Annotated in this window: 24 protein-coding genes and 1 pseudogene; 18 read left to right on the top strand and 7 right to left on the bottom strand. The window is 69.3% G+C overall.

From position 1 onward, the window contains the following. Positions 1-280: 280 nt before the first annotated feature. On the bottom strand, positions 281-1579 hold the full coding sequence (locus tag HRF36_RS15080; protein WP_173211332.1) for an NAD(P)/FAD-dependent oxidoreductase: 1299 nt from the start codon (positions 1577-1579) through the stop codon (positions 281-283). 279 nt (positions 1580-1858) lie between these two features. Here HRF36_RS15080 and HRF36_RS15085 point away from each other — a divergent pair, with 279 nt between their 5' ends. Further along, on the top strand, positions 1859-2347 hold the full coding sequence (locus tag HRF36_RS15085; protein ID WP_173211334.1) for a MarR family winged helix-turn-helix transcriptional regulator: 489 nt from the start codon (positions 1859-1861) through the stop codon (positions 2345-2347). A gap of 97 nt (positions 2348-2444) precedes the next feature. Next, positions 2445-2714 (top strand): hypothetical protein, encoded by a 270-nt coding sequence (locus HRF36_RS15090; protein WP_173211336.1) that lies wholly within the window; start codon positions 2445-2447, stop codon positions 2712-2714. Between the two features lie 91 nt (positions 2715-2805). Here the strand turns inward: HRF36_RS15090 and HRF36_RS15095 are convergent, their stop codons facing one another. Next, a complete protein-coding gene (locus HRF36_RS15095; RefSeq protein ID WP_173211338.1) occupies positions 2806-3069 on the bottom strand; it encodes a hypothetical protein in 264 nt (87 codons plus the stop codon). A 212-nt stretch (positions 3070-3281) separates the two neighbouring features. On the opposite strand from HRF36_RS15095, the gene HRF36_RS15570 reads away from it, so the two are divergent. Beyond that, complete coding sequence (locus HRF36_RS15570) at positions 3282-4007, top strand: TetR/AcrR family transcriptional regulator (RefSeq protein WP_217271363.1); 726 nt, start codon at positions 3282-3284, stop codon at positions 4005-4007. A 7-nt stretch (positions 4008-4014) separates the two neighbouring features. Continuing rightward, complete coding sequence (locus tag HRF36_RS15105; protein WP_254281401.1) at positions 4015-5772, top strand: MDR family MFS transporter; 1758 nt, start codon at positions 4015-4017, stop codon at positions 5770-5772. 10 nt (positions 5773-5782) lie between these two features. Here the strand turns inward: HRF36_RS15105 and HRF36_RS15110 are convergent, their stop codons facing one another. Continuing rightward, the gene (locus HRF36_RS15110; protein WP_173211343.1) at positions 5783-5935 is read right to left on the bottom strand and encodes a hypothetical protein; all 153 of its coding nucleotides are present in this window, start codon (positions 5933-5935) and stop codon (positions 5783-5785) included. 181 nt (positions 5936-6116) lie between these two features. Here HRF36_RS15110 and HRF36_RS15115 point away from each other — a divergent pair, with 181 nt between their 5' ends. The 11 genes and pseudogenes from HRF36_RS15115 (at position 6117) to HRF36_RS15165 (ending at position 17289) form a co-directional block, all read left to right on the top strand. Then, complete coding sequence (locus tag HRF36_RS15115) at positions 6117-6683, top strand: GNAT family N-acetyltransferase (protein WP_173211345.1); 567 nt, start codon at positions 6117-6119, stop codon at positions 6681-6683. A 112-nt stretch (positions 6684-6795) separates the two neighbouring features. After that, the gene (locus tag HRF36_RS15120; RefSeq protein ID WP_173211347.1) at positions 6796-7920 is read left to right on the top strand and encodes a hypothetical protein; all 1125 of its coding nucleotides are present in this window, start codon (positions 6796-6798) and stop codon (positions 7918-7920) included. 161 nt (positions 7921-8081) lie between these two features. Then, positions 8082-8684 carry a hypothetical protein gene (locus tag HRF36_RS15125; RefSeq protein ID WP_173211348.1) on the top strand — a complete coding sequence of 201 codons (603 nt, stop codon included), beginning with the start codon at positions 8082-8084 and terminating at the stop codon, positions 8682-8684. 222 nt (positions 8685-8906) lie between these two features. Beyond that, positions 8907-10694, top strand: a complete 1788-nt coding sequence (locus tag HRF36_RS15130; protein WP_173211350.1) for a hypothetical protein — start codon at positions 8907-8909, stop codon at positions 10692-10694. 59 nt (positions 10695-10753) lie between these two features. Beyond that, positions 10754-11575, top strand: coding sequence for a glycoside hydrolase family 16 protein (locus tag HRF36_RS15135; protein WP_173211352.1), 822 nt, complete (start codon positions 10754-10756; stop codon positions 11573-11575). A 153-nt stretch (positions 11576-11728) separates the two neighbouring features. Beyond that, a complete protein-coding gene (locus tag HRF36_RS15140; RefSeq protein WP_173211354.1) occupies positions 11729-12694 on the top strand; it encodes an intradiol ring-cleavage dioxygenase in 966 nt (321 codons plus the stop codon). Between the two features lie 332 nt (positions 12695-13026). After that, positions 13027-13320 carry an ATP-binding protein gene (locus tag HRF36_RS15960; protein ID WP_173211356.1) on the top strand — a complete coding sequence of 98 codons (294 nt, stop codon included), beginning with the start codon at positions 13027-13029 and terminating at the stop codon, positions 13318-13320. 5 nt (positions 13321-13325) lie between these two features. Beyond that, positions 13326-13970 (top strand): response regulator, encoded by a 645-nt coding sequence (locus HRF36_RS15965; RefSeq protein WP_371740222.1) that lies wholly within the window; start codon positions 13326-13328, stop codon positions 13968-13970. A gap of 98 nt (positions 13971-14068) precedes the next feature. Next, positions 14069-14872 (top strand): ABC transporter ATP-binding protein, encoded by an 804-nt coding sequence (locus HRF36_RS15155; RefSeq protein ID WP_173211358.1) that lies wholly within the window; start codon positions 14069-14071, stop codon positions 14870-14872. Then, positions 14869-16260 (top strand): ABC transporter permease, encoded by a 1392-nt coding sequence (locus HRF36_RS15160; RefSeq protein WP_173211360.1) that lies wholly within the window; start codon positions 14869-14871, stop codon positions 16258-16260. The genes HRF36_RS15155 and HRF36_RS15160 overlap by 4 nt, the downstream gene beginning before the upstream one ends. 422 nt (positions 16261-16682) lie before the next feature. Beyond that, positions 16683-17289, top strand: a pseudogene (locus HRF36_RS15165) (recombinase family protein). A gap of 38 nt (positions 17290-17327) precedes the next feature. Here the strand turns inward: HRF36_RS15165 and HRF36_RS15170 are convergent. From HRF36_RS15170 to HRF36_RS15185, 4 genes are all read right to left on the bottom strand, one after another. Then, the gene (locus tag HRF36_RS15170; RefSeq protein ID WP_173211362.1) at positions 17328-17540 is read right to left on the bottom strand and encodes a hypothetical protein; all 213 of its coding nucleotides are present in this window, start codon (positions 17538-17540) and stop codon (positions 17328-17330) included. 47 nt (positions 17541-17587) lie between these two features. After that, entirely contained in the window at positions 17588-17935 is a 348-nt protein-coding gene (locus HRF36_RS15175; RefSeq protein WP_173211363.1) for a hypothetical protein, read from the bottom strand. Between the two features lie 66 nt (positions 17936-18001). Beyond that, a complete protein-coding gene (locus tag HRF36_RS15180; protein ID WP_173211365.1) occupies positions 18002-18436 on the bottom strand; it encodes a hypothetical protein in 435 nt (144 codons plus the stop codon). Positions 18437-18608: 172 nt separating this feature from the next. Further along, positions 18609-19139: a hypothetical protein gene (locus HRF36_RS15185; RefSeq protein ID WP_173211367.1), complete on the bottom strand. Its 531-nt coding sequence runs from the start codon at positions 19137-19139 to the stop codon at positions 18609-18611. A 374-nt stretch (positions 19140-19513) separates the two neighbouring features. Between HRF36_RS15185 and HRF36_RS16350 the strand changes: the two genes are divergently transcribed. The 3 genes from HRF36_RS16350 (at position 19514) to HRF36_RS15195 (ending at position 21278) form a co-directional block, all read left to right on the top strand. Then, positions 19514-20089 carry a sugar nucleotide-binding protein gene (locus tag HRF36_RS16350; RefSeq protein ID WP_371740223.1) on the top strand — a complete coding sequence of 192 codons (576 nt, stop codon included), beginning with the start codon at positions 19514-19516 and terminating at the stop codon, positions 20087-20089. Then, on the top strand, positions 19986-20333 hold the full coding sequence (locus HRF36_RS16355) for a sugar nucleotide-binding protein (protein ID WP_371740221.1): 348 nt from the start codon (positions 19986-19988) through the stop codon (positions 20331-20333). Before HRF36_RS16350 ends, HRF36_RS16355 begins: the two co-directional genes overlap by 104 nt. A 729-nt stretch (positions 20334-21062) precedes the next feature. After that, positions 21063-21278 carry a hypothetical protein gene (locus HRF36_RS15195; RefSeq protein WP_173211369.1) on the top strand — a complete coding sequence of 72 codons (216 nt, stop codon included), beginning with the start codon at positions 21063-21065 and terminating at the stop codon, positions 21276-21278. The last annotated feature ends 42 nt before the right edge of the window (positions 21279-21320 follow it).

Below are 21320 nucleotides of genomic sequence, written 5' to 3' on the forward strand. Positions count from 1 at the left end.
GTCCAGGACGAGATGCTCGTCGGCGTCGCGAAGATCACCGCCGCCACGGAATAACACCCGCCTGACCGGCCACCGCCGGCCTGGCCCCGCCTACGCGGCCTGATCCGGTACCTACCGGATCACCTTCGAACCCCGTTTCGAGCCATGCACCCGTTTCCATCCGGGTTCATGGTTCGAGACGGGGTTTTCGGCATGCGCCGGCGGGAGCACGCTGGTTCGGCGGCGCGGTCAGGCGGCGCGGTCCGCCAGACCCCGACGACCCGACCTGGCGGCTCGGCCGTTACTCGACCTTCTCGGTCTGCCACTTCTCGGGTGCGCGGTCACCGTTCGGTCGGACCGGACGCACGTCGCCCACGATGGGGATCGCCCGCTTGCGCAGGGCCCAGAGGTAACGCACGAAGAAGTGCGTCAGCGTCGAGAGTCGGTTGCCGTTGCCGAGCAGGCTCGTGATGTGGACGAACACCCAGAGAAGCCAGGCGAACGGGCCCGTCATCGTGAAGCCGTTGGGCAGCTGGACCACGGCGGCGTTCGTGCCGACCGTGGCCATGGTGCCCTTGTCGTGGTACTTGAACTTCTCGAGCTTCTTGCCGCTGAGCAAGCGGACGATCTGCTCGCCGATGTGCTCGCCGCCCTGGATCGCCGGCTGGGCGAGCTGAGCGAGGGCGTCGTCCGTGGCGGCGATGTCACCCGCGGCGAAGATGCAGTCCAGGCCCTTGACCGTGAGGTCGTCGTTGACCTGGATGCGTCCGCCGTCGGTCTGTGGCACGCCCCACGAGGCGACCTCGGCGTGGGCGGCGACCCCGGTGGCCCAGACGACGAGCTCGGCGGGGATGAACTCGCCGTCGGCGGCGACCACGCCGTCGGGGCGTACTTCTTCGACACCCGTGCCGAGCCGCAGGTCGACGCCGCGCTTGCGTAGGACCTTGGCGGCGTACTTGCGCAGGCGGGGGGAGAACGGTTTGAGCAGTTCGCCGCTGCGGTGGACGAGGGTGATCGTGATGCTCGAGGCGTCGATCTCGGGGTAGGCGTCCTTCAACGCCTGGTCGCGCAACTCGGCCAGCGCGCCGGCCATCTCGACGCCCGTCGCACCGCCACCGACGATGACGACCCGCACCTCGCCACTGCCCTGCGAGGCGGCGGCGTTCTCGAGCTGGGTGAAGAGCTCGTCGCGGATGCGCAGCGCCTGCGACCGCGAGTACATCGAGTAGGCGTACTCGTAGGCACCCTTGGTGCCGAAGTAGCTGGTGTTCACGCCGTTGGCGAGGACGAGGGCGTCGTAGGCGATCTCTTCGCCGTCGCGCAGGGTGACGATCCGCTCGTCGGCCCGGATCGTGGTGAGCAGTCCGTGGCGGAAGTCGGCGTTGGACTGCTTGGACCGCAGGCTGCGCAAGAAGTAGGTGACGTCGCCCGCGTTGAGGCCGCCGGTGGCCACCTGGTACATGAGCGGCTGGAACATGTTGTAGACGTGGCGGTCGATCAGAGTGATGCGGACGTCGGCGTCACGCAGGGACCTCATCGCCGCGATGCCGGCGAAGCCACCGCCGACGATGACGACGTGGGGGCGAGGGTCTGCGGTCATAGGGGTGCTCCTGCGGTGTCGATCGTGTCGTCGGATCGTCGTCGACCCCGGGTGGCCGGACCCGAGCGGCGAGTCCGCGGCGAGTTTACTCGCCATGAAGGGAGGTGCGTACCTGCACGATCGGCCCTCTCGGCCCCGCCTGGGGGTCTTGTCCGGGCCGCCGGCCGGATGTTACGTTCATCGAATTACTCGCTTATCGAGTTGTTCGCCATCAAAGCGACACGTGTCGCCGACGACTCCCGAGCTCGATCGCGATCGCCCGACCACCCCGGAGTTCCCATGACCCGCCCACCCCAGGCGTCCTCGCCCGCAGAGCCCACGATCGACCACCCCGCCGAGCCTCGGGCGGACGACGTCTCCACCGTCCTGATCGCGCTGCAGCACCTGCAGTCGCGGATGGCGTTCGTCAACGACCGGTTGGCCAAGCGCATCGGTGTCGGGGCGACCGACTTCCTCGCCCTCGTCCACCTCTCGGTGCAGGGAGACACCCCGCCGAAGAAGGTCGGCGAGGCCCTGGGGCTCTCGTCCGGGGCCATGACGGCCCTCGCCGACCGCCTCGAGGCCGCCGGCCTCGTGTCGCGGCAGCAGCACCCGAGCGATCGCCGTAGCTTCGTCCTGGCGCTGACCGCCGAGGGGGCGAGCGGGGTCGAGGGCGCCGGCGCCACCTACGCGCGAGCCGTGCAGGAGGCGCTGCCGGCGTCCCGCAGGCCCGTCGCCGAGGCGGTCTTCCGCGACCTGGGCACCGCCCTCGGGGTCCTGGCCCCGTGACGACGTCCGCCACCGCGCCTCCTCATCGAAGGGGCGCGCCGAGCACTGCGCGTCAGGCCCTCGGCCCTGCCCTGCGGGGAACCGCTAGGGTCGCCTCGTGAGACTCTCGGTGACCTGGACGACGGGCAACGCGCAGCACGGCATGCAGGTGCACGACGACCGTCTCGTCTACGTCCTCCGCGACACCGCCGGGCGCCCCACGACCCGCGAGATCCCCGTCGACTCGCTCGCCGCCGTCGACTACTCGACCGTCGGCGACCGGCCCGTCATCACGCTGAACGAGCACGACGGCACCACGACCTCGTTCCCGTGCCCCCGCAAGATCGCCCGGGTGCTCTACCCGGCGATCAAGTGGCTGACCGTCTGAGGTCCGGCGCCCCCGGGCGCTGACCGGGGCGACTCACCGACCCGCCTCGAAGTGCACGCGGATCTGGTCGTCGCTCAGGCGCGTCAGGCGGTCACGAGGTGCGCTCGAGGTCGCCGACCTGGCCTCGCCGACGGGTCGCGGTCTCGCGTCGTCGTGCCTTCACGGCACCACGGAAGCCCACCTCGGCCAGCACGGCGCCCGCGATCATCAAGGCGAATCCGGCCAGACCGGCGGGCAACCCCAACATGGTCGGGGCGTTCCAGTCGAACGTGAACGCGAGCACGCCGAGGCCGATCGCCACCAGGGCGAATCCGGCTATCGACAGGCAGACCCTTCGGGCCCTCGGAGCACTCATCCCGACAGCGTAAACAACACCTGCCGCCTGCTGACGGCGTTCTCAGCAGAAACGGACCGGACTGCCGCGAAGCCTTCAGGCAGGTCGGTGTCGGGGGACGTTCCTTCGACGCAACGTTGCACTATTGCCACGAGAGTGCAATCATCGAGACCGGGCATCCGCCCCCGGCGACGTCGCCGATCACCCGAGCGACGACCCCGAGGAGGCGCACCATGGTCACGAGCCCGCCCGCACCTCGGCCGGCGACCCCCTCGCTCCCGGCGACCGCGTCCACCGGCAAGACGGCCCGGCGCCGTCTGCGCACCCGTGTCGAACTCACCGCGCACGCTCGACGCCTCACGGCCGAGCACGGGTTGTCGGGGTTCACGATCGAGCAGCTCTGCGCCTCGGTCGGGATCTCGCGGCGGACGTTCTTCAACCACTTCGCGTCGAAAGAGGACGTCGTCGTCGGTGTCGCGCTCGACGACGACGACGAGGCGCTCGACGGGTACGCCTCCTCGCGGCGCGACCCGCGCCTCCCGCCCCTGTCGACCGTGTTCGACGATCTCGGCGCCCTCGTGGTCGACCGGGTCGAGAGCATCGGGCTGACCCGCGAACGCGCCGCCGATTTCAAGGCCGCGCTCGACCGCGAGCCGCGTCTGATCGGTGCCATGATGCGCCAGGGCGACGAGCAACGGCGTCGGATCGTCCGATCGGTCGCGGCGCACGAGGGGCTCGACGAGTCCGACCCGCACATCGACGTGGCCGTCACCGTGCTGACCGGGCTCGTCCAGCGGGCCTTCGAGCACTTCTTCTTCGGCGCAGGCCGGCCCGACGAGCGGTTCGATGCCGTGTTGCGCGATCAGCTGTCGATCGCGCGCGGTCTCTTCGCCGGCTCCGCGCCTCCGTCCTCTCTCCCGTCCCTCGACCCCATCACCTCCGAACGAAAGGCGCCGTGACCCTGCCATGACGACCACCACCGCAGCGAAGGCCGACGCGCCGTTCCTCTTGACGAAGAGGCGCATCTGGATCATCTTCGGCGCCCTCATCTCGGGCATGCTGCTGTCGAGCCTCGACCAGACGATCGTGTCGACGGCCATGCCGACCATCGTCGGAGAACTCGGCGGCGTCGAGCACCAGGCCTGGATCACCACGGCCTACCTGCTCGCCACGACCATCGTCATGCCGATCTACGGCAAGTTCGGTGACGTCCTCGGCCGACGCAACTTGTTCCTCGTCGCGATCGCGATCTTCACCCTCGCCAGCATCGGCTGCGCCTTCGCGACCGACTTCTGGATGTTCGTGGTGTTCCGCGCGATCCAGGGTCTCGGCGGCGGTGGCCTGATGATCCTGTCGCAGGCGATCATCGCCGACATCGTGCCCGCCTCCGAGCGGGGCAAGTACCTCGGGCCGCTGGGTGCGGTCTTCGGCCTGTCGGCCATCGGAGGGCCGCTGCTCGGTGGCTTCTTCGTGGACCACCTGACCTGGCAGTGGGCGTTCTACATCAACATCCCCGTCGGCATCGCCGCCTTCGTCATCACCTGGGCCGCCCTGACGCTGCCCAGCAAGAAGGCCACCAAGCGCATCGACGTGCTGGGCGTGGTGCTGTTGTCGGCGGCGACCACCTGCCTGATCTTCTTCACCGAGTTCGGCGGCCAGGACGACCACGGCTGGGGTGCTCCCGAGACCTGGCTGTGGGGCGCCGGCGTCGTGATCGCGGCATCGCTGTTCGTGCTCGTCGAGTCGCGGGCGGACGACCCGATCATCCCGCTGTCGTTCTTCCGCAACAAGGTGTTCGTGCTCGCCACCGCCGTCGGCTTCGTGCTCGGCATCGGCATGTTCTCGGCCATCGCGTTCGTCCCGACCTTCCTGCAGATGTCGTCGGGCGCCTCGGCCGCGGTCTCGGGGCTGCTGCTGCTGCCGATGATGGTCGGCCTGATCGGCACGTCGATCCTGTCGGGCAACCTGATCACCAAGACCGGCAAGTACAAGGTCTTCCCGGTCGTCGGCACGATCCTGACCGGCATCGCCATGGCGCTCTTCACGACGTTGACCGCCGACACCCCGCTCTGGCTGATCTGCGTGTTCCTCTTCCTGTTCGGCGCGGGCCTCGGCCTGATCATGCAGGTCGTCGTGCTCGTGGTGCAGAACTCGGTCGACGCCCAGAACGTGGGCACCGCGACCAGCACGAACAACTACTTCCGCGAGGTGGGCGCCGCGCTCGGCGTCGCCATCTTCGGTGCGTTGTTCACGAGTCGGCTCACCTCGAACCTGACGGACGTCTTCACGGGTGCGGGCGCCTCGGCGGGCGACGCCTCCCAGGCGACGGCCACCCTCGACCCGGCGACGCTCAACCAGCTGCCCGAGCAGATCCGTCGGCTGGTCGTCGAGGCCTACGCCGACTCGCTCGCGCCGGTCTTCGCCTACCTGATCCCGTTCATCGCGGTGGCGTTCGTGCTGTCGCTGTTCCTGCCCCAGATCACGCTCTCCGACGTCGCCGGCATGGTGTCGCGCGGCGAGGCGCTCTCGGGCGACGAGGCCGAACAGCTCGAGGCGGCCGAGCGTGCAGCCCACGGTCGCGGCGCGGGTCGTGCCGGGCGGCGAGGGGCCGGTGCGGCATCCGAGGCCGCGACCGCCGGGGCGGTGGCCACCGGGGTTCCGGTCGCGCCGCTCGACGGGGTCGACGAGCGGGACGACGCCCGAGACGACGCCGACCGGCCCTAGCGGCTCCCGGTCAGACGGCGGCGGGACCCGGGGCGGGCAGGGTCGCCGCCGCGGTCGAGGTGCGGGCGGAGGCGGACGCGAGTCGCGCCTCCTGGGCGGCGTCCCAGACGACGCCGTCCACGTCGTCCTCGCGCAGGCGGCTGGGGGTGCTGTGGGTGCTCATGGATGTCTCCTCGGGCGGGCCCGTCGGGTCGGGCGCGTCAGACGATGGTGCGGCACGGTGGGGTCGTGCCGCGGCCCCCAGTTCGTGGGCTGTCGATCGATCACCGTAGCCGACCTCCGCCACCGCGTGCGACCCGCCGTGCTCCTAGGATCGACGGCATGGGTGCGCGAGGTCGAGTCCGATGATCCACGAGGTCCGACTGGCCGGGCACGGTGTGCGACTCGACCCCCTCGAGGTCGCCGACGCGGCCGCCCTCTGGCCGCTGACCGACGACGCGCTGTGGGCGGGCATGGTGACCCGACGACCGGCGGACGTCACGGCCTACGCCGAGCACGCGGAGGCGCAACGCGCGAACCCGACGACCCTCGCCTTCACCGTGCGTGGTGACGACGGCGAGGTGCGCGGCACCACGACGCTGTACGACCTCGTGCCGACCCAGGGACGGGTCGAGCTCGGCAGCACCTGGTACGGGCGCGCGTTCTGGGGAGGACGGACGAACCCCGCCACGAAGCTGCTGCTGCTCGGTCACGCCTTCGACACCCTCGGGCTGAACCGAGTCGCCCTGCGATGCGACGCCCGCAACCTCCGCAGCGCGGCCGCGATCCGCCGGTTGGGCGCGGTGCCCGAGGGCGTGCTGCGGTCACACCGCATCGCCGCCGACGGCACCGTGGGCGACACGGCCTACTTCTCGATCCTCCGCGCCGAGTGGCCCCGCGTGCGGGACGGTCTGGAGGCGCGGCTCGCCTGAGCGGGCAGGTCGCGAGACCGTCGAGTCGCCGCCCCCTCGTCCGGCGGTCATCGGGTACGAACGTTGCACGATCGAGACGGCCCGCGCCTCCTCGGCTCGGTAGCGTCGACGAATGGGGACGACGACGACGACGACGACGAATCGGGTCGGGGCGGCGTTCGCCTCGGCGCTCGCGGTGATCATGCTGGTGGGGGCGTGCACGACGGGCGGGACGAGCGGTGGCGGCTCGGACGCGTCGACTCCGACGCCGCCGGTGACCTCGGGGCCCGCGACGACACCGCCTCCGGCTGCCGAGTCTCCGGTCACCGAGCTCGGCGTCGACTGTGCAGGCCTCCTGGCACCCGCCACCGCCACCGCCTTCGACGCGTCGTGGGCTCCGCGCGACCACTACGACCGCGACGGCATCACCCCGTCGGATTACGCGATCGCCCAAGAGGGCGGACTCTCGTGCACCTGGAACGACGGCGCGTCGTCGGACGGTAAGAACAACCCGACCGAGGGCAGCGCCTACAGCGGCCTCCTCGTGCAGGCGCTGCCGCACGCCACGGGCGAGTGGCCGCAGTTCGTCGAGATCTACGGCGACGACCCCGACGGTCGATGCTTCGGCGACACGACTTTCCGGGGCTGCACCTTCGACCAGCTGATCGACGACACCTGGGTGTCCATCAGCGCGACGAACTTCGAGCCGTCCGTCGAGGCCACACCCGAGCAACGCTTCGCCACGATCGTGGCGGAAGTGACCGAGGTCGTCTCGTCCGCCGACGTGGCCGACGCCCCCTGGCCGCTCGGCGGCCCCGCGCGGCCCTGGTCGTGCGTCGCCGGCGCCGCGCTGGAACGCGAAGCCCTCGGCGGGGGCGACGAGCTCTTCGTCCTGACCCCCGGCGGCGGCTGGTCGGTCTACGCCGCGGCCTGGAGTCGGGCGGTCGCCACGTCGTGCTCGATCCTCGCCGGCACGACGCCCTACAGCGACGAGAGCGTCCTGACCGGTGGGGCCTGGGCCCTCGATCAGCGCATCGACTTCGGTCTCGTCGACCCCGAGACCGCGGTGACCGTCGCCGGGCTCGCCGACGGCGATCGGGCCTACCGGTCGTGTTCGGCGGTCAGATGCGTCACCGACCTCGTGCTGGGTGACGACTGGGTGCGGCTGGCGGTGGATCGAGCGACGGTACCCGACACGGAGGCGGCCAGCGACCGGCTCGTGGAGGGCTACGTCGCCCGCGCGGAGGCATCGGCCTGACTCGCGCGCATCTCGGCCACGCCGAGACGCCACGCCACGCCACGCCATGCAGCCGATGACACAGCCGCGCGCGAGAAGGTCTCGGCGAGTTTGCCTGAGGTCTCGAGCCTCCGCCGCCGTTCCTCGGTGGCTCCGGCGCCGCCGCCCGGTACCGTGACGGCATGCCCGACGAGACCTGGGTCGTCTTCGACGACGAGCCGAAGCAGCGGGTGCTGGTGCGGGCGATGCGGGTGTTCCTGCCCGCGATCGTCATCCTCGGCACGGCAGGTGCGTTCTTCTCGCGAGGGGGCGAGTCGCTCGTCGACCTGTTCGGCCCGATCGCCGTCCCGATCTCGTTCGTGTTCTGGGCGACCGCTGCCGCCATCGGGTGGAACGTCGTGCTGTGGCTCAACGAGCCCTTCGCGATCGACCTCGCCGGTCGACGACTCCGCATCCGTCACCGACTGGTGCCGTTCGACCAGATCGAGCGGGCCGAGCTCGTGGGGCTGAGCGACGGCGACCGGGCCGGCCTGCTGCTGAAGATCGGGCGGCGTCGCGGGCCGACGGCGTCGGTGCTGCTCCGGGAGCGGTCGACGCCCGTGCTCGACGACACCCGACGCGACCTGCTGATCGAGGTGATCCGCGCCTCCTCGATCGCTCGTCCGGTCAGCCCGCACGACCCCGGCGGCAGGTTCGGGCGATTCAATTTCCCCGGGACGCTCGACAAGGCCGGGGCCGAGCAGGTCGTCCGTGACCCGCCGGCGCCGGGCGAACCCGCGCCCTGACGTCGGCCGGCACGGTCGGACATCGAGATGTCACGACGTGCCGCTCAGCTCTGGACGTGAGCGGCGAGTCGTGACATCTCGATCCGAGCCGGCGGCCGCACCTTTCCCTTGCCCCCCGTTCGCGTACTGGACAGGAGGGTCTTGTTTCGACGTCGAGGCGGGCGTACGGTCCGAACGGGTGGCAACGACGCCACCGGAGACGAGAAGATCATGCACAGACGGATGAGGACAGTGATCGCGGCGGGGGTCGCGGCGAGCGTCGTGGGGGCGGTCCTGCCGGCCCTCGCGGCCCAGGCGGCAGCCGGGGGCACGGCCGCGGTGGCGACGAGCGACCGGCCGGACTTCGGCCCGAACGTGACCGTGTACGACCCGAGCGTGCCGGTCTCGACCATCCAGGCCGACATCGACGCGGCCTTCGACGCGCAGCTGCGCAACCCCACGGCGCAGTTCGGTGACCAGCGCCACGCCTTCTTGTTCGAACCCGGCACCTACGGCCGGGTCTTCGCCAACCTCGGCTTCTACACGGCGCTGCAGGGGCTCGGCAAGAACCCCGACGACGTCACGATCCAGGGTGCGGTCAACGTCGACTCGGGCTGGAACTACGGCGACGAGAAGAACGCGACCCAGAACTTCTGGCGCTCGGTCGAGAACCTGGCCGTCGAGCCTGAGTCGGGCGTCGACCGCTGGGCCGTGTCGCAGGCGGCCCCGATGCGTCGCGTGCACATCAAGGGCGACCTGACCATGGGCCCGTCGAACCAGGACGGCGGTCAGGGCTACTCGTCCGGCGGGTACATCGCCGACAGCAAGGTCGACGGCACCGTCACCTCGGGCTCGCAGCAGCAGTGGTACACCCGGGACTCGACGCTCGGGTCCTGGCAGGGCGGCAACTGGAACATGACCTTCTCGGGCGTGCAGGGCGCGCCCGCGAACGACTTCTCGGCGAGCTACACGACCCTCGCCACGACCCCGGTCACGCGCGAGAAGCCGTACCTCTACGTCGACGAGGCGGGCGACTACCACGTGTTCGTCCCCTCGCTGCAGCGGGACTCCGCCGGGGTCACCTGGCCCGACACCGCCGGCACCGACCTGCCGATGCGCGACTTCTACGTCGCCCACCCGGGTGACACCGCCGCTACGATCAACGGCGCGCTGGCCCAGGGGCTGAACCTGTTCTTCACGCCGGGCACCTACGCGCTCGACCAGGCGATCGAGGTCACCCGGGCCGACACGGTCGTCACCGGCATCGGTTTCCCGACGCTGGTGCCGACCAGCGGTGACGCCGTGCTGACCACGGCCGACATCGCCGGGGTGAACGTCTCGGGCCTCGTCGTCGACGCCGGGACGCAGAACAGCGACCAGCTGATGCGACTCGGCACCTCGGGGTCGCACGTCGACCACGCGACGAACCCGCAGAGCGTGCAGGACGTGTTCTTCCGGGTCGGTTCGAGCATCCAGGGCAACGCGACGACCACGCTGCAGGTGAACTCGGACGACACGATCGTCGACCACATCTGGGCCTGGCGTGCCGACCACGGCGGGGCCCCCACGGGCTGGACCGTCAACCGCGGTGCGACCGGCGTCGAGGTGAACGGTGACGACGTGCTCGCCACCGGCCTGTTCGTCGAGCACTACCAGCAGTACCAGGTGGTGTGGAACGGCGAGCGCGGTGGCACGATCTTCTTCCAGAACGAGCTGCCGTACGACGTGCCCGACAACGCGTCGTGGCAGAGCCCGACCGGCGAGGGCTGGGCGGCGTACAAGGTCGCCGACGGCGTGACCGACCACGAGATCTGGGGTGGTGGCGTCTACTCGTTCTTCAACGCCAACCCGAAGGTGCGCCTCGGGCAGGCGTTCGAGGTGCCGCGCACCCCGGGCGTGAAGGCCCACGGCGTCTTCACGGTCTCGCTCGGTGACGTCGGGACGATCTCGAGCGTCATCAACGGTGTCGGCGACTCGGTGCCGACGCCCGCGGGCAACACCGTCCCGAGTCGGGTGGTGACCTACCCGTGACCGGACGCGAGACCACCGCACGCACCACGACCGCACGCACCACGAGATCGGAGAGACACGTGAACAGACGCATCCTGACCGGCGTCGGCCTGGCCGCCGCCGCAGCCCTCGCCGCGACGACGGTCGCCGCGGCACCCGCACCCGCCTCGGCCGAGACCTCGGCCCAGCAGGCCGTGGTCTGGTCGCAGGAGTTCGACGGCGGCGCGGGCAGTGCCCCCGACCCGTCCGTCTGGAACCTCGAGACCGGCGGGGGTGGCTGGGGCAACGGCGAGCTGCAGAACTACACGAGCTCGCGGGCGAACTCGGCCCTGGACGGCAACGGCAACCTCGTGATCACCGCGCAGCGCGAAGGAGACGGGTCGTACACGTCGGCCCGGCTGACCACGCAGGGCAAGTACACGGCGCAGTACGGCCGGGTCGAGGCGCGCATCCAGATCCCGCGCGGCCAGGGCATCTGGCCGGCATTCTGGATGCTCGGCGCCGATCTGCCGACGAACGCCTGGCCGAGCGCCGGAGAGATCGACATCATGGAGAACGTCGGCTTCGAACCGCACCGCGTGCACGGCACCGTGCACGGCCCGGGCTACTCGGGTGGCGAGGGGCTCACCAGCACCTACCAGCACCCGCAGGGCTGGTCGTTCGCCGACGACTTCCACACGTTCGCGGTCGACTGGGCCCCGGGTTCGATCACCTGGTCGGTCGACGGGCAGGTCTACCACCAGGTCACGCCGGCGAGCACCGGTGGCGACCCGTGGGTCTTCGACAAGCCGTTCTTCATCATCCTCAACGTGGCGGTCGGAGGTGCGTGGCCCGGGTACCCGGACGGCAGCACCCAGCTGCCCCAGCAGATGAAGGTGGACTACGTGCGCGTCTACCGGTAGCCAGCGACCCGAGGAGGCGCGGTGCGAGCGGGTCTCGCACCGCGCCTCCTTCATGGGCGGGCCACAGGAGGCGCAGTGCGGGCTCATCGGGAGGGCCCTCAGGCTGACGACGATCTCATCCGAGGCGATCAATCCCGAGCCGAGAGCGTGACCATGAGCGACCACCGCCCCACCCGCATCCCCGAACCCGACCGAACCCCCGAGGGCCCCGCCTACGAGGGTCGGCTGCTCGACCGCGTCGACGACGAGGTCGTCGACCAGGGCGTCGCCTTCGACCTGCGGACGCTGGTTTCGCGCCGCGGCGTGTTGGGCCTGATCGGTCTCGGTGCGGGCAGCGTCGTACTCGCCGCCTGCACGTCGGTCTCGGGGACGGGAGGGACCCGCGCCTCCTCGACTCCCACGGCGACGCCGAGCCCGAGCGCAACCGGTGGCGCAGCCACCACGCTGCCGGCGGGGGAGATCCCCGACGAGACGGCCGGGCCGTATCCGGGCGACGGCTCGAACGGAGCCGACGTGCTCGAGCAGTCGGGCATCGTGCGCAGCGACATCCGGTCGAGTCTTGAGGGCGGCAGCACCGCGGCGGGGGTGCCGATCACGCTGAGCATGACCGTGCTCGACATGGCGAACGGCGACGTGCCGTTCACCGGTGTGGCCGTGTACGTCTGGCACTGCGACGCGGCGGGCGGCTACTCGATGTACTCGGACGGCATCACGGACGAGACGTATCTCCGCGGCGTGCAGGTCGCCGATGCGACCGGCACCGTGACCCTTTCGTCGGTCTTCCCGGCCTGCTACTCGGGCCGATGGCCGCACATCCACTTCGAGGTCTACCCCGACGTGGGGTCGATCACCGACTCGACGAACGCGATCGCCACATCGCAGCTCGCCCTGCCCGAGGGCGCATGCCGGACCGTCTACGCGCTCGCGGACTACGACGGCTCGACGGCCAACCTCGGGCGGGTCAGTCTCGCGAGCGACAACGTGTTCAGCGACGACAGCGGGGCGCTGCAACTGCCGTCGGTGACCGGCGATGCGACCTCGGGCTACGCGCTGGCGCTGACCGTGCGCGTCGACACGGGCACCGCTCCCACCGCCGGGGCCGCCCCTGGCTCCCGCTGAGCCGCCTCGGGGTCACCCCTCGCGGGGACGAGAGAGGGGCACGGCCGCGGAAGAGTCCGCAGCCGTGCCCCAGATGCCGATGTTGTCGCATGAGCTTCACGGGCAGGGATGCAAGCAACACCGGCCAATGAAGACGCAAGAAAACGCCTTCGACCTGGCAGACGTTACGCGCCTGCCGCTGATCGTGTTGCCAGGACCGCCCGGACACCGCCACCGGGCAGGCGATGCGACGGCGACCGCACGTGTGTTGGGTCCCTGGGCATCCGACGGCAGGTCGTACCGCGGTACCACGTGTCCTCAAGGCGTCCGGCACGCCGCCGCGCTCCGAGGGCGTGCAGACCGTCGTCTACCGCATCGTGCAAGAGGCGTTGACGAACGCGCTGCGCTACGCGGACGCCCCGCAGGAGGCGCGGGTCGCCATCGCCTACGGGCCTCCCGTCACCGTCGTGGTCACCGACGACGGGCACGGGCGTGCCTCGGGCGGGGGCCCGCTCGGCTCGGGTCGCAGGCTCGTGGGGATGCGCGAGCGCGCGCGGCTCTACGGTGGATCTGTCGAGGCGGGTCCTCGGCCGGACGGCGGCTGGCGCGTGACCGCCGAGCTACCCGACGTCGAGGAGGACCGGTGAAAACGATCTCGGTGTTGCTGGTCGACGACCAAGAGCTCGTCCGGCGGGGTCTCGGCATAATGCTCGACTCGACGGACGATCTCGTCGTCGTCGGCGAGGCGTCGACGGGTGACGAGGCGGTCCACCTGACCGGGCGGCTGGCACCGGACGTCGTGGTCATGGACGTCCGCATGCCCGGCACGGACGGCATCGAGGCGACGAGGCGGATCGTGCGGCAGCATCCGTCGAGCCGCGTGCTGATCCTCACCACCTTCGATCTCGACGAGTACGCCTTCGGGGGGCTCCGAGCCGGGGCGAGCGGGTTCCTTCTGAAGACCGCACCGCGGGCCGAGCTGCTGGCCGCCGTCCGGGCGGTCGCGGCGGGGGACGCGGTGGTCTCGCCGCGCGCGACGCGTGCCGTCCTCGAGGTGGCCGTCCCGCGCCTCCCGCGGGGTGGCACGGGTGCGCCCGCGAGGTTCGACGAGCTGACCGACCGCGAGCGCGAAGTCTTCACCGCCGTCGCCCGCGGGCTCACGAACCCCGAGATCGCCGAGCAGCTCGTGGTGAGCGAGTCGACGGTCAAGACGCACGTCGGCCGTGTGCTGGCGAAGCTCGACCTGCGCGACCGCGTCCAGATCGTGATCGCGGCCTACGAGTCCGGAGTGGTCTGACCGGCGTCCGCCCCGACGCCGTCGGGGGATAACCCCCGGGGGAGTCCGTGGGCGGACGTCATATTCCAGTACCGCGCCCGGCGGCGAGGATCGTAGCCATGAACGACACGACCAGCGCCTCGCCTCCTTCCCCCCGTCCCGCCGACCCGACACGAGGAGGCGCGGGCCCGGTCGCCCGCGTCAGCCACGTCACGAAGTCCTTCGGTGAGGGCGACGGCCGCGTCGACGCGTTGCGCGACGTCTCGCTCGACCTGCGGGCCGGAGAGTTCACCGCCGTCATGGGCCCGAGCGGTTCGGGCAAGTCGACCCTGATGCACATCACCGCGGGTCTCGACTCGGCCACCTCGGGTCGTGTGCTGCTCGGCGACACCGACATCACCGGCCTCGACGACACGCAGCTGACGCTGCTGCGCCGCCGCCGCATCGGCTTCGTGTTCCAGGCGTTCAACCTGGTGCCGACCCTCGACGTCTCGGCCAACATCGAGTTGCCGTTCCGTCTCGACGGGCGGCGCGCCACCGCTGACGAGCGTGCGTGGATCGAGTGGCTCGTCTCCACGCTCGGCCTCGGTGCCCGGCTGACCCACCGCCCGCACCAGCTCTCGGGCGGGCAGCAGCAGCGCGTCGCGATCGCCCGCGCCCTGGCCACCCGGCCCGACCTGATCTTCGCCGACGAGCCCACCGGCAACCTCGACTCCAAGGCGGGTCGTGACGTGCTCGACGTGTTGCGGACGGCCTCAACCGACCACGGCCAGAGCATCGCGATGGTGACGCACGACCCGGTCGCGGCCAGCTACGCCGACCGGGTGGTGTTCCTCGCCGACGGCCGCATCGTGCACGAGATCGGCCGCAGCAGCGCCGCCGAGATCTCGGGCGTCATGCTCGACCTGGAGCGTGTCGCGTGAGCGCCCGCGACCAGCTGCTCGAGCACCGCCCGAGCATCCTCGTGGCCGCCCTCGGCACGACCTTCGGCGTCGGCCTGCTCGGCGTCACGCACGTGTTCGAGCAGGTCATCGATGACTCGGTCGTCGCGACGAGCGGCACCGTCTCGACCATGCTCGGGGCCGTCGCCGCGGTGTTCGTCGGCCTCGCGCTCTACGTCGGAGCCATCGTCACGGCCAATACCTTCGCCACCGTGGTCGCCGGCCGCACGCCGACGATCGCCCTGATGCGCCTGCTCGGCTCGTCCGCTCGTGACCAGCGTCGGGCCGTCGCCCGTGAGGGTCTCGTGGTCGGTGTCGCCGGGGCCGTGCTCGGGACCCTCGCCGGGCTCGCCCTCGTCGTCGTCGCCGTGCGCGTGCTCGTCGGTCGGGGCCAGCTGCCCGACCTCGCGTACTCGTACCTCTCGGTGGGCGGTCTCGTCCCGGCCGTCGCCGTCGTGCTGACCACGGTCGCGGCCGCCTGGGTCGGTTCGAGACGCGTCCTCCAGGTGACGCCGTTGCAGGCGACCGACGCCGCGCAGGACTCGCCCGTCTCCGGCCGGTCCCGCCGGATCGTGCGGACGGTGCTCGCCGCCCTGCTCGTGGTCGGCGGCGGTCTGCTGCTCGTCGCCGGAGTCGTCGTCGGGATGGCCGATGCGTCGGGCGTGCTGATCGCGTTCGTCGGTGGTGTGCTGTCGTTCACCGGGGTCGTCGTCGGTGCCCACGCGCTGATGCCCGGTGTGCTGAGCGCCGTGGGTCGCACGTTCGGCACGAGCCAGGTGGCCCGTCTCGCGGCCGAGAACGCCGTCCGTCAGCCCGAGCGCAGCACGCGCGCCACGATCGGCATCGTGATCGGCGTGACCCTCGTCACCACCCTGTCGGTCGCACTCGAGACGCTGCGCACCTTCATCTACTCGCTCGAGCAGGACCCGTCGTACGCCGCCGAGCTCGATCAGGTGTTCACCACGACGTTGCTGATCGTCGCGGGTCTCGTCGGCTTCTCGGCCGTGATCGCCGCCGTCGGCATGGTCAACGACATGTCGCTGAGCGTGATGCAACGGAGGCGCGAGCTGGGTCTGCTGCGCGCGATCGGCTCGACCGCGGGCCAGGTGCGCCGCATGATCCTGCTCGAGGCGACGCAGATGGCGTTGACGGCGATCGTCGTCGGGGTGGTGCTCGGTGTCGTGTACGGCTGGGCCGGAGCCCAGGCGCTGCTCGGGTCGGCCAACCGGGGCCTCATCCCGCCCTCGCTGCCCGTGCCGCTGCTCGTCGGGCTGGCCGTGACGGCTGCCGTGCTGGCCGGGGTCGCCGCCCTCGTCCCGGCCCGTCGGGCCACGTCGGTCACCCCGGTCGAGGCGCTCGCCGCTCGGTGAGCTGCTGAACTCCGTGGGCGATCGCCTGTGGGTTCGTCTGCGGGTTTCGGTCGGGTCGGCGCTGTCTCAAGCCATGCTGTGCGGGTCCGCTGTCGGGCAGGCGGTGCCGACGCGTTCCTGCTCGGTGCTGGGCCCACTCGGACGGCGGCCCGCCGCCGCGCAGGCACGAGACGATCGGACCGAGGTCGCCGCCCGCGAGCTCGCGGACCAGGGCGACCTCGGGTCGCATCACCTGAGAATGATTCGGGCCGGGCCGGGCCGGGCCGGTGCGGGCCCGTGCATCGCTCCGGGTCACGCGCGTGGCGGGGGTGCGCTGTGTCTGATGGGCGGTCGTTCATCGGGACACTCGCGAGCGGCCGCTTTGGACGCCCGAGGTCAAGTGGCATCTGGCCTGCGGATTCGCGTATGCCTGTCCCGCAAAAATGCCCGGTGATGGGGGGTTCAAACGCTACAGTCATCCGATAATCATCGGAAGCGCCCGCGTCTCAACCTGGACGGCATCTCGCAGCACAACGTGATGGTCTTGTAGCACTCGGTGTTGACGGTCAGCACGCGCATGTTGACCACGGCCTCTCGGGGACGACTCGAGCCCGGCCCGGCCTCCGCGAAGCCCTCGCTGCCTTCCGCGCCGGCGACGTCCTCGTCGTCACGAAGCTCGACCGCCTCGCCCGGTCCCTGCGCGACGCAACCGACATCGCGGACGAGCTCACAAAGAAGGGCGTCGCCCTGAACCTCGGGGGAGCGGTCTACGACCCCACTGACCTTGTCGGCCGGCTCCTGTTCAACGTCCTCGGCACGGTGGCCGAGTTCGAAGCCGACCTGATCCGGGCTCGTACTCGGGAGGGCATGGCGATCGCGAAGGCCGCCGGCAAGCTTCGGGGCCGTAAGCCCAAGCTCACCGCCTCGCAGGAGAAGCACCTCGTGCAGCTCCACCGCACCGGCGAACACACCACGAGCGAGATCGCCGAGTTGTTCGGCGTCGCTCGGTCAACGGTCTACAGGGCCATTCAGCGAGCCGAGCAGCAGTGACCTAGACGAGAGAGCGGCGCGCCCTTAGGGCCGGCGGATCAATGGTGATCGGTGCTCTTGGGAGAGCTGGCCTTCCGCGCCGCCACGAGGGAGCCGGTTGCGAGGACGAGCATCGCGATGGCGAGGGCGCCGAACAGGAGCTGGCCGGTTACATCCGGTGCTCGAAGCAGAAGGACAACGGCAAGGACCACGCCTATGCCGGCAATAGCGGCAAGGAATTTCACGGCTGCTCCCTTTTCCTTCAGACCCATTGTCACTGGAAAACTACACGCCTTGGCCTGTCTCCATAGAGGATCGGCTATCGCTTCACGACGAGGAGGAAGCGGTTGCTTCTCTCATCGACGAGCTCACCTGTCCAGGGTGATTCGAGGTGCCCGTCGTCGTTGTCGTCGCAGCCGCGCAGAGCTGGCCCGCTGGGCAGTCGGAGGATCGGCGTCGTCACGCCGTCGTCGGCGAGGACGAGGATGTCGACAACCCGCCCGCGGACGCGGGTTTCAGGGCGGGAATCGTGGTGGGTCTCGATCAACCGCACCTGTCCGTCGGCGTCTTGGAATCGGCTGCAACCCAGGTCGACCACGTCGTTGCGCTCGATCGCTTCACCGCAACAGACGTGCTCCCAGTCGCCAATCTCAACCGTGACGTTCAAGGGTGCTCCTCGGTGGCCTTGCGCTTGTTAGTCACTGGTGACTTGGCCGGTTTTGACCATGGGTCGTCATCCCCATCCGCTGTACCAACCTTCGGGGCCGGCTGCCTCCGTGAGGCGCTCATGTTCTCGGGCGTCGACGAGCCGCCAGCCGTAGGGGGCCGCTTGCACGTAGCTGTCCCCGTCGCGTTCCGTGCGCGCGCGCCCTTCCATCAGGCCATTCGTGAAGACTTCCTCGTCGATCCAGAGGAGTAGTTGACCGACCCAGTCATCTGCGTTCGCTGGTGTGGCGTAGAGCCAGAACTGAGGTGCGCCGCTGGAGGGGAGCTGGATCACCAAGCGTGCTGAATGCCCGTCTCGTTGCCGCAACTCGACGTCGACGTTTCCCGTCCCAACGCGAAGATCATCGATCTCGTAGTCGAGGTAGGTCAGCGCGGGGCCAGTTGACCGGTATTGCTGCAAGACCTTCCGCAGCGCGACAATGATCTCGTGATCTTTCAGCACGCCGACATCATGGCAGGGTGAGATCCCATTCCACTTGTCACGACGCGGTGTCCTGACATCAGCCGTACCGGAGCCGCCCGATAGGCGATCGACAGCCGACCGCGTTTCTAGTCGTGGCAGAAGGTACTGCCGTGATGGGCACGTGTTCGAAGGATCTGGGCGTGCCCAATCGTCACAACGCCTGGACAAGGTTGCCGAACGCAGTTCCCTCTGCTGGCGATTCGATTGCCGCGATGAGGTCCACGACGGGCATCTGCACCAGGTGGGAGAGCGTGACGGCAGCACTGGCCTTCGGGTAGAAGAAGGTGATGGTCTCGAGTCCTTGTGGCTCTGACCAGGACATGGTCGTGGTCGTGTCTCCCCACGTGATGGTCACGCCTGCGGCGACGCGATCGCCCACCCGGAGGTATGACCAACGCGGAAACCCCAGGGCGATGCGTCTATGTCCTGCCCGGGTGTAGAACATGTACTTCTCAGCCGCCACGACGGAGGACATCGTTGCCAGGAGCGTGAAAGGTCCCCGAGAGCGAACCCAGAGTTCACAACCTCCGGCCACGAGCTCGAGCCTCTCACCCTCATCGCCCGCGTCAACCGAGAAGAGGGTCGTATCCACGGCACCTTGGACCTGCGCCCCACGTTCCTGCGACCATGCGATGAGGGTGTCTTCGTGTGCCAGATGCATGTCAGCCTCGCCTTCGTCCAACCTCTGTCTCCTCGTCGCTAGGTATCGGCGCGACTCCCGACCATCATGACGAGGGTGGCGGACTCATGATGACGGCTGCTCGGCCGCTGTGCCGGCCGATAGGGGATCCTCGACCGGCACCGTAGTTCGACGTCACTAGCCTTGATCGATGATGTCTCAGCTCAATCAGCTTGCCGGTCTAGCCGCCGGTCTCTCGATCCTGACCTCGTTTCTCGTAGTCATCGTCTTGGCGTTGGCCGCGTACGCCCTCGTCCTCACGATCAGGTTTCTTCGATCGAGACTCGAGCAAGACGGCTCAGAGCAGCGCGGTGACGATTCCCGATAGGGGATCGCCCACCGGAATGAGTCGCTCCGCCTAGCGTGGCCATATGCGGATGCTCATTCTCGGCGGTAGCGGGCTTCTGGGCGGTGAAATCTTGTCCCAGGCACGGGCTCAGGATATCGACGCGATCGGCACTTCCACGCGCTCCACTAGTCCGACAAGTGGAGGCCATTGGCTACAACTCGACCTCCGCGACCGGCAGGCAACTATCGAGCTGGTCCGAGCCGCTCGCGCCGACGTCGTGATGAACGTCGCGTATCGACAGTCCGATTGGGCCACGACGGCGGATGGAGCGGCGAACGCGGCAATCGCGACGACCTCGGCAGGCGCGCACCTCGTGTTCGTCTCGAGCGACGCCGTTTTCTCCGGGGCCGACTCGCCGTATTCCGAGCGGGCCTTGCCAGACCCGCGCACTCCCTACGGCGCCGCCAAGGCAGCGGCAGAGACGGCAGTGCGTGCCATTGCCCCCGCCTCCATGATCGCGCGTACGTCGCTGATCATCAGCAGTAACGGCGCGTCCGTGCATGAACGGCTTGCACACTCGGCTGCGCGGGGGGGACGGGCACCTCTTCACCGACGATGTTCGCTGCCCCGTCCACGTGACCGACCTCGCGGGTGCGCTCCTTGAACTGGCCGACGCAAGACGGGCTGGCATGCATCACCTCGCCGGTCCAGAAGCCATGAGCCGGTACGACATGGGCCGTTTGATCGCACTCCGAGACGGTCTCGATCCCACTCGCATCCGAGCCACGCAGCGTGCACTCCAACCCATGCCAGGGCCGCTGGACGTCCGTCTCGACTCTCAGGCGACGCAACGGGGCATCGCCACGAGACTTCGAAGTGCTTCCTCCTTCCTCACGACATTGGGCTAAGTGCGCAGTCTTTCTAGGTGTCCCGATAGACGATCGATCAGGGGGCAGCCCGGTGCGAGCCCGGGTGTAGCGTCCCGGCATGGCTGACAATCGAGACAGAAGTGCCAGGGCAAAGTCGACGGAACTCGTCGTTTCGATCACCGCATTCGTGGTGTTCGTCGTCCTCGCGATCGTGGCGTTCACTGTGCAGGCGAATAGTTTTCTCATAGGTTGCCTGATCGTGTTGGCTGCGGTAGCTGCGTGGCGAAGCGTTGTCCGGTTGCGATCCCTGTCCGCGTCCCGTTAGACGCTCGTCTGGCGGGCCCAGGGGGTTCCTCACCCAGAAGCTAAGAGAGGCTATTCCGAACAGACGCCAGGCTTTGTCCGCTCGCGATCGCGATGGCTCCTTCCGAGGCTCCCCCGTTTGCCGCCTCGCGGATGAGGGCGACCCAGCTCGGCGGGAAGCTCGCCGCAGGATTCTTCCTGCGGCGTAGATCCTCTGTTGCGGATGCCAGTCGTGCCAAGGCGTCGTCGGCAGCGACATTGACAGCAGGACCAGTGCCCTCGCTTCCGAAGGTGAAGGACCAGTCGGGTGACGCGGGTAGGTCGTGTGCGTCGATGGTTCGCTCCAATGCCAGAAAGTGCGAGACGACTTCCAACCTCGAGTGTGTCAGGCGCGTGTCCTGAGAGGGGCTCGGCTTTTAAACCGGTCAGAACCCGTGAATGGAACAGAAGTGGCACTCTTGGGCCATGACTCCCAACGGCGACGTCAGTCCGGCTAAAGCTCAACTTAGAAGGGCGCTCATCGGTATGGCCGTGGGCGTCGTCCTCATCGTTGCTTTCCTTGTGGTCAGTGCTGTGACGAACCGGCTCGGCCTAATAGGGGTGGGCTTCGGGGTGGTGTTCGTTGCTCTGAATGCCGGTCGAGCCATCTGGGTGATTAAGCGACGCGAGGGAAAGAACTAGTGCTCTGCTCTAGCCGGAGCCATGGCTTTCGTTCAAGTGCAC

It is taken from the genome of Frigoribacterium sp. VKM Ac-2836 (assembly GCF_013248995.1).
In the GTDB taxonomy this organism is placed as follows: Bacteria; Actinomycetota; Actinomycetes; order Actinomycetales; family Microbacteriaceae; genus Frigoribacterium.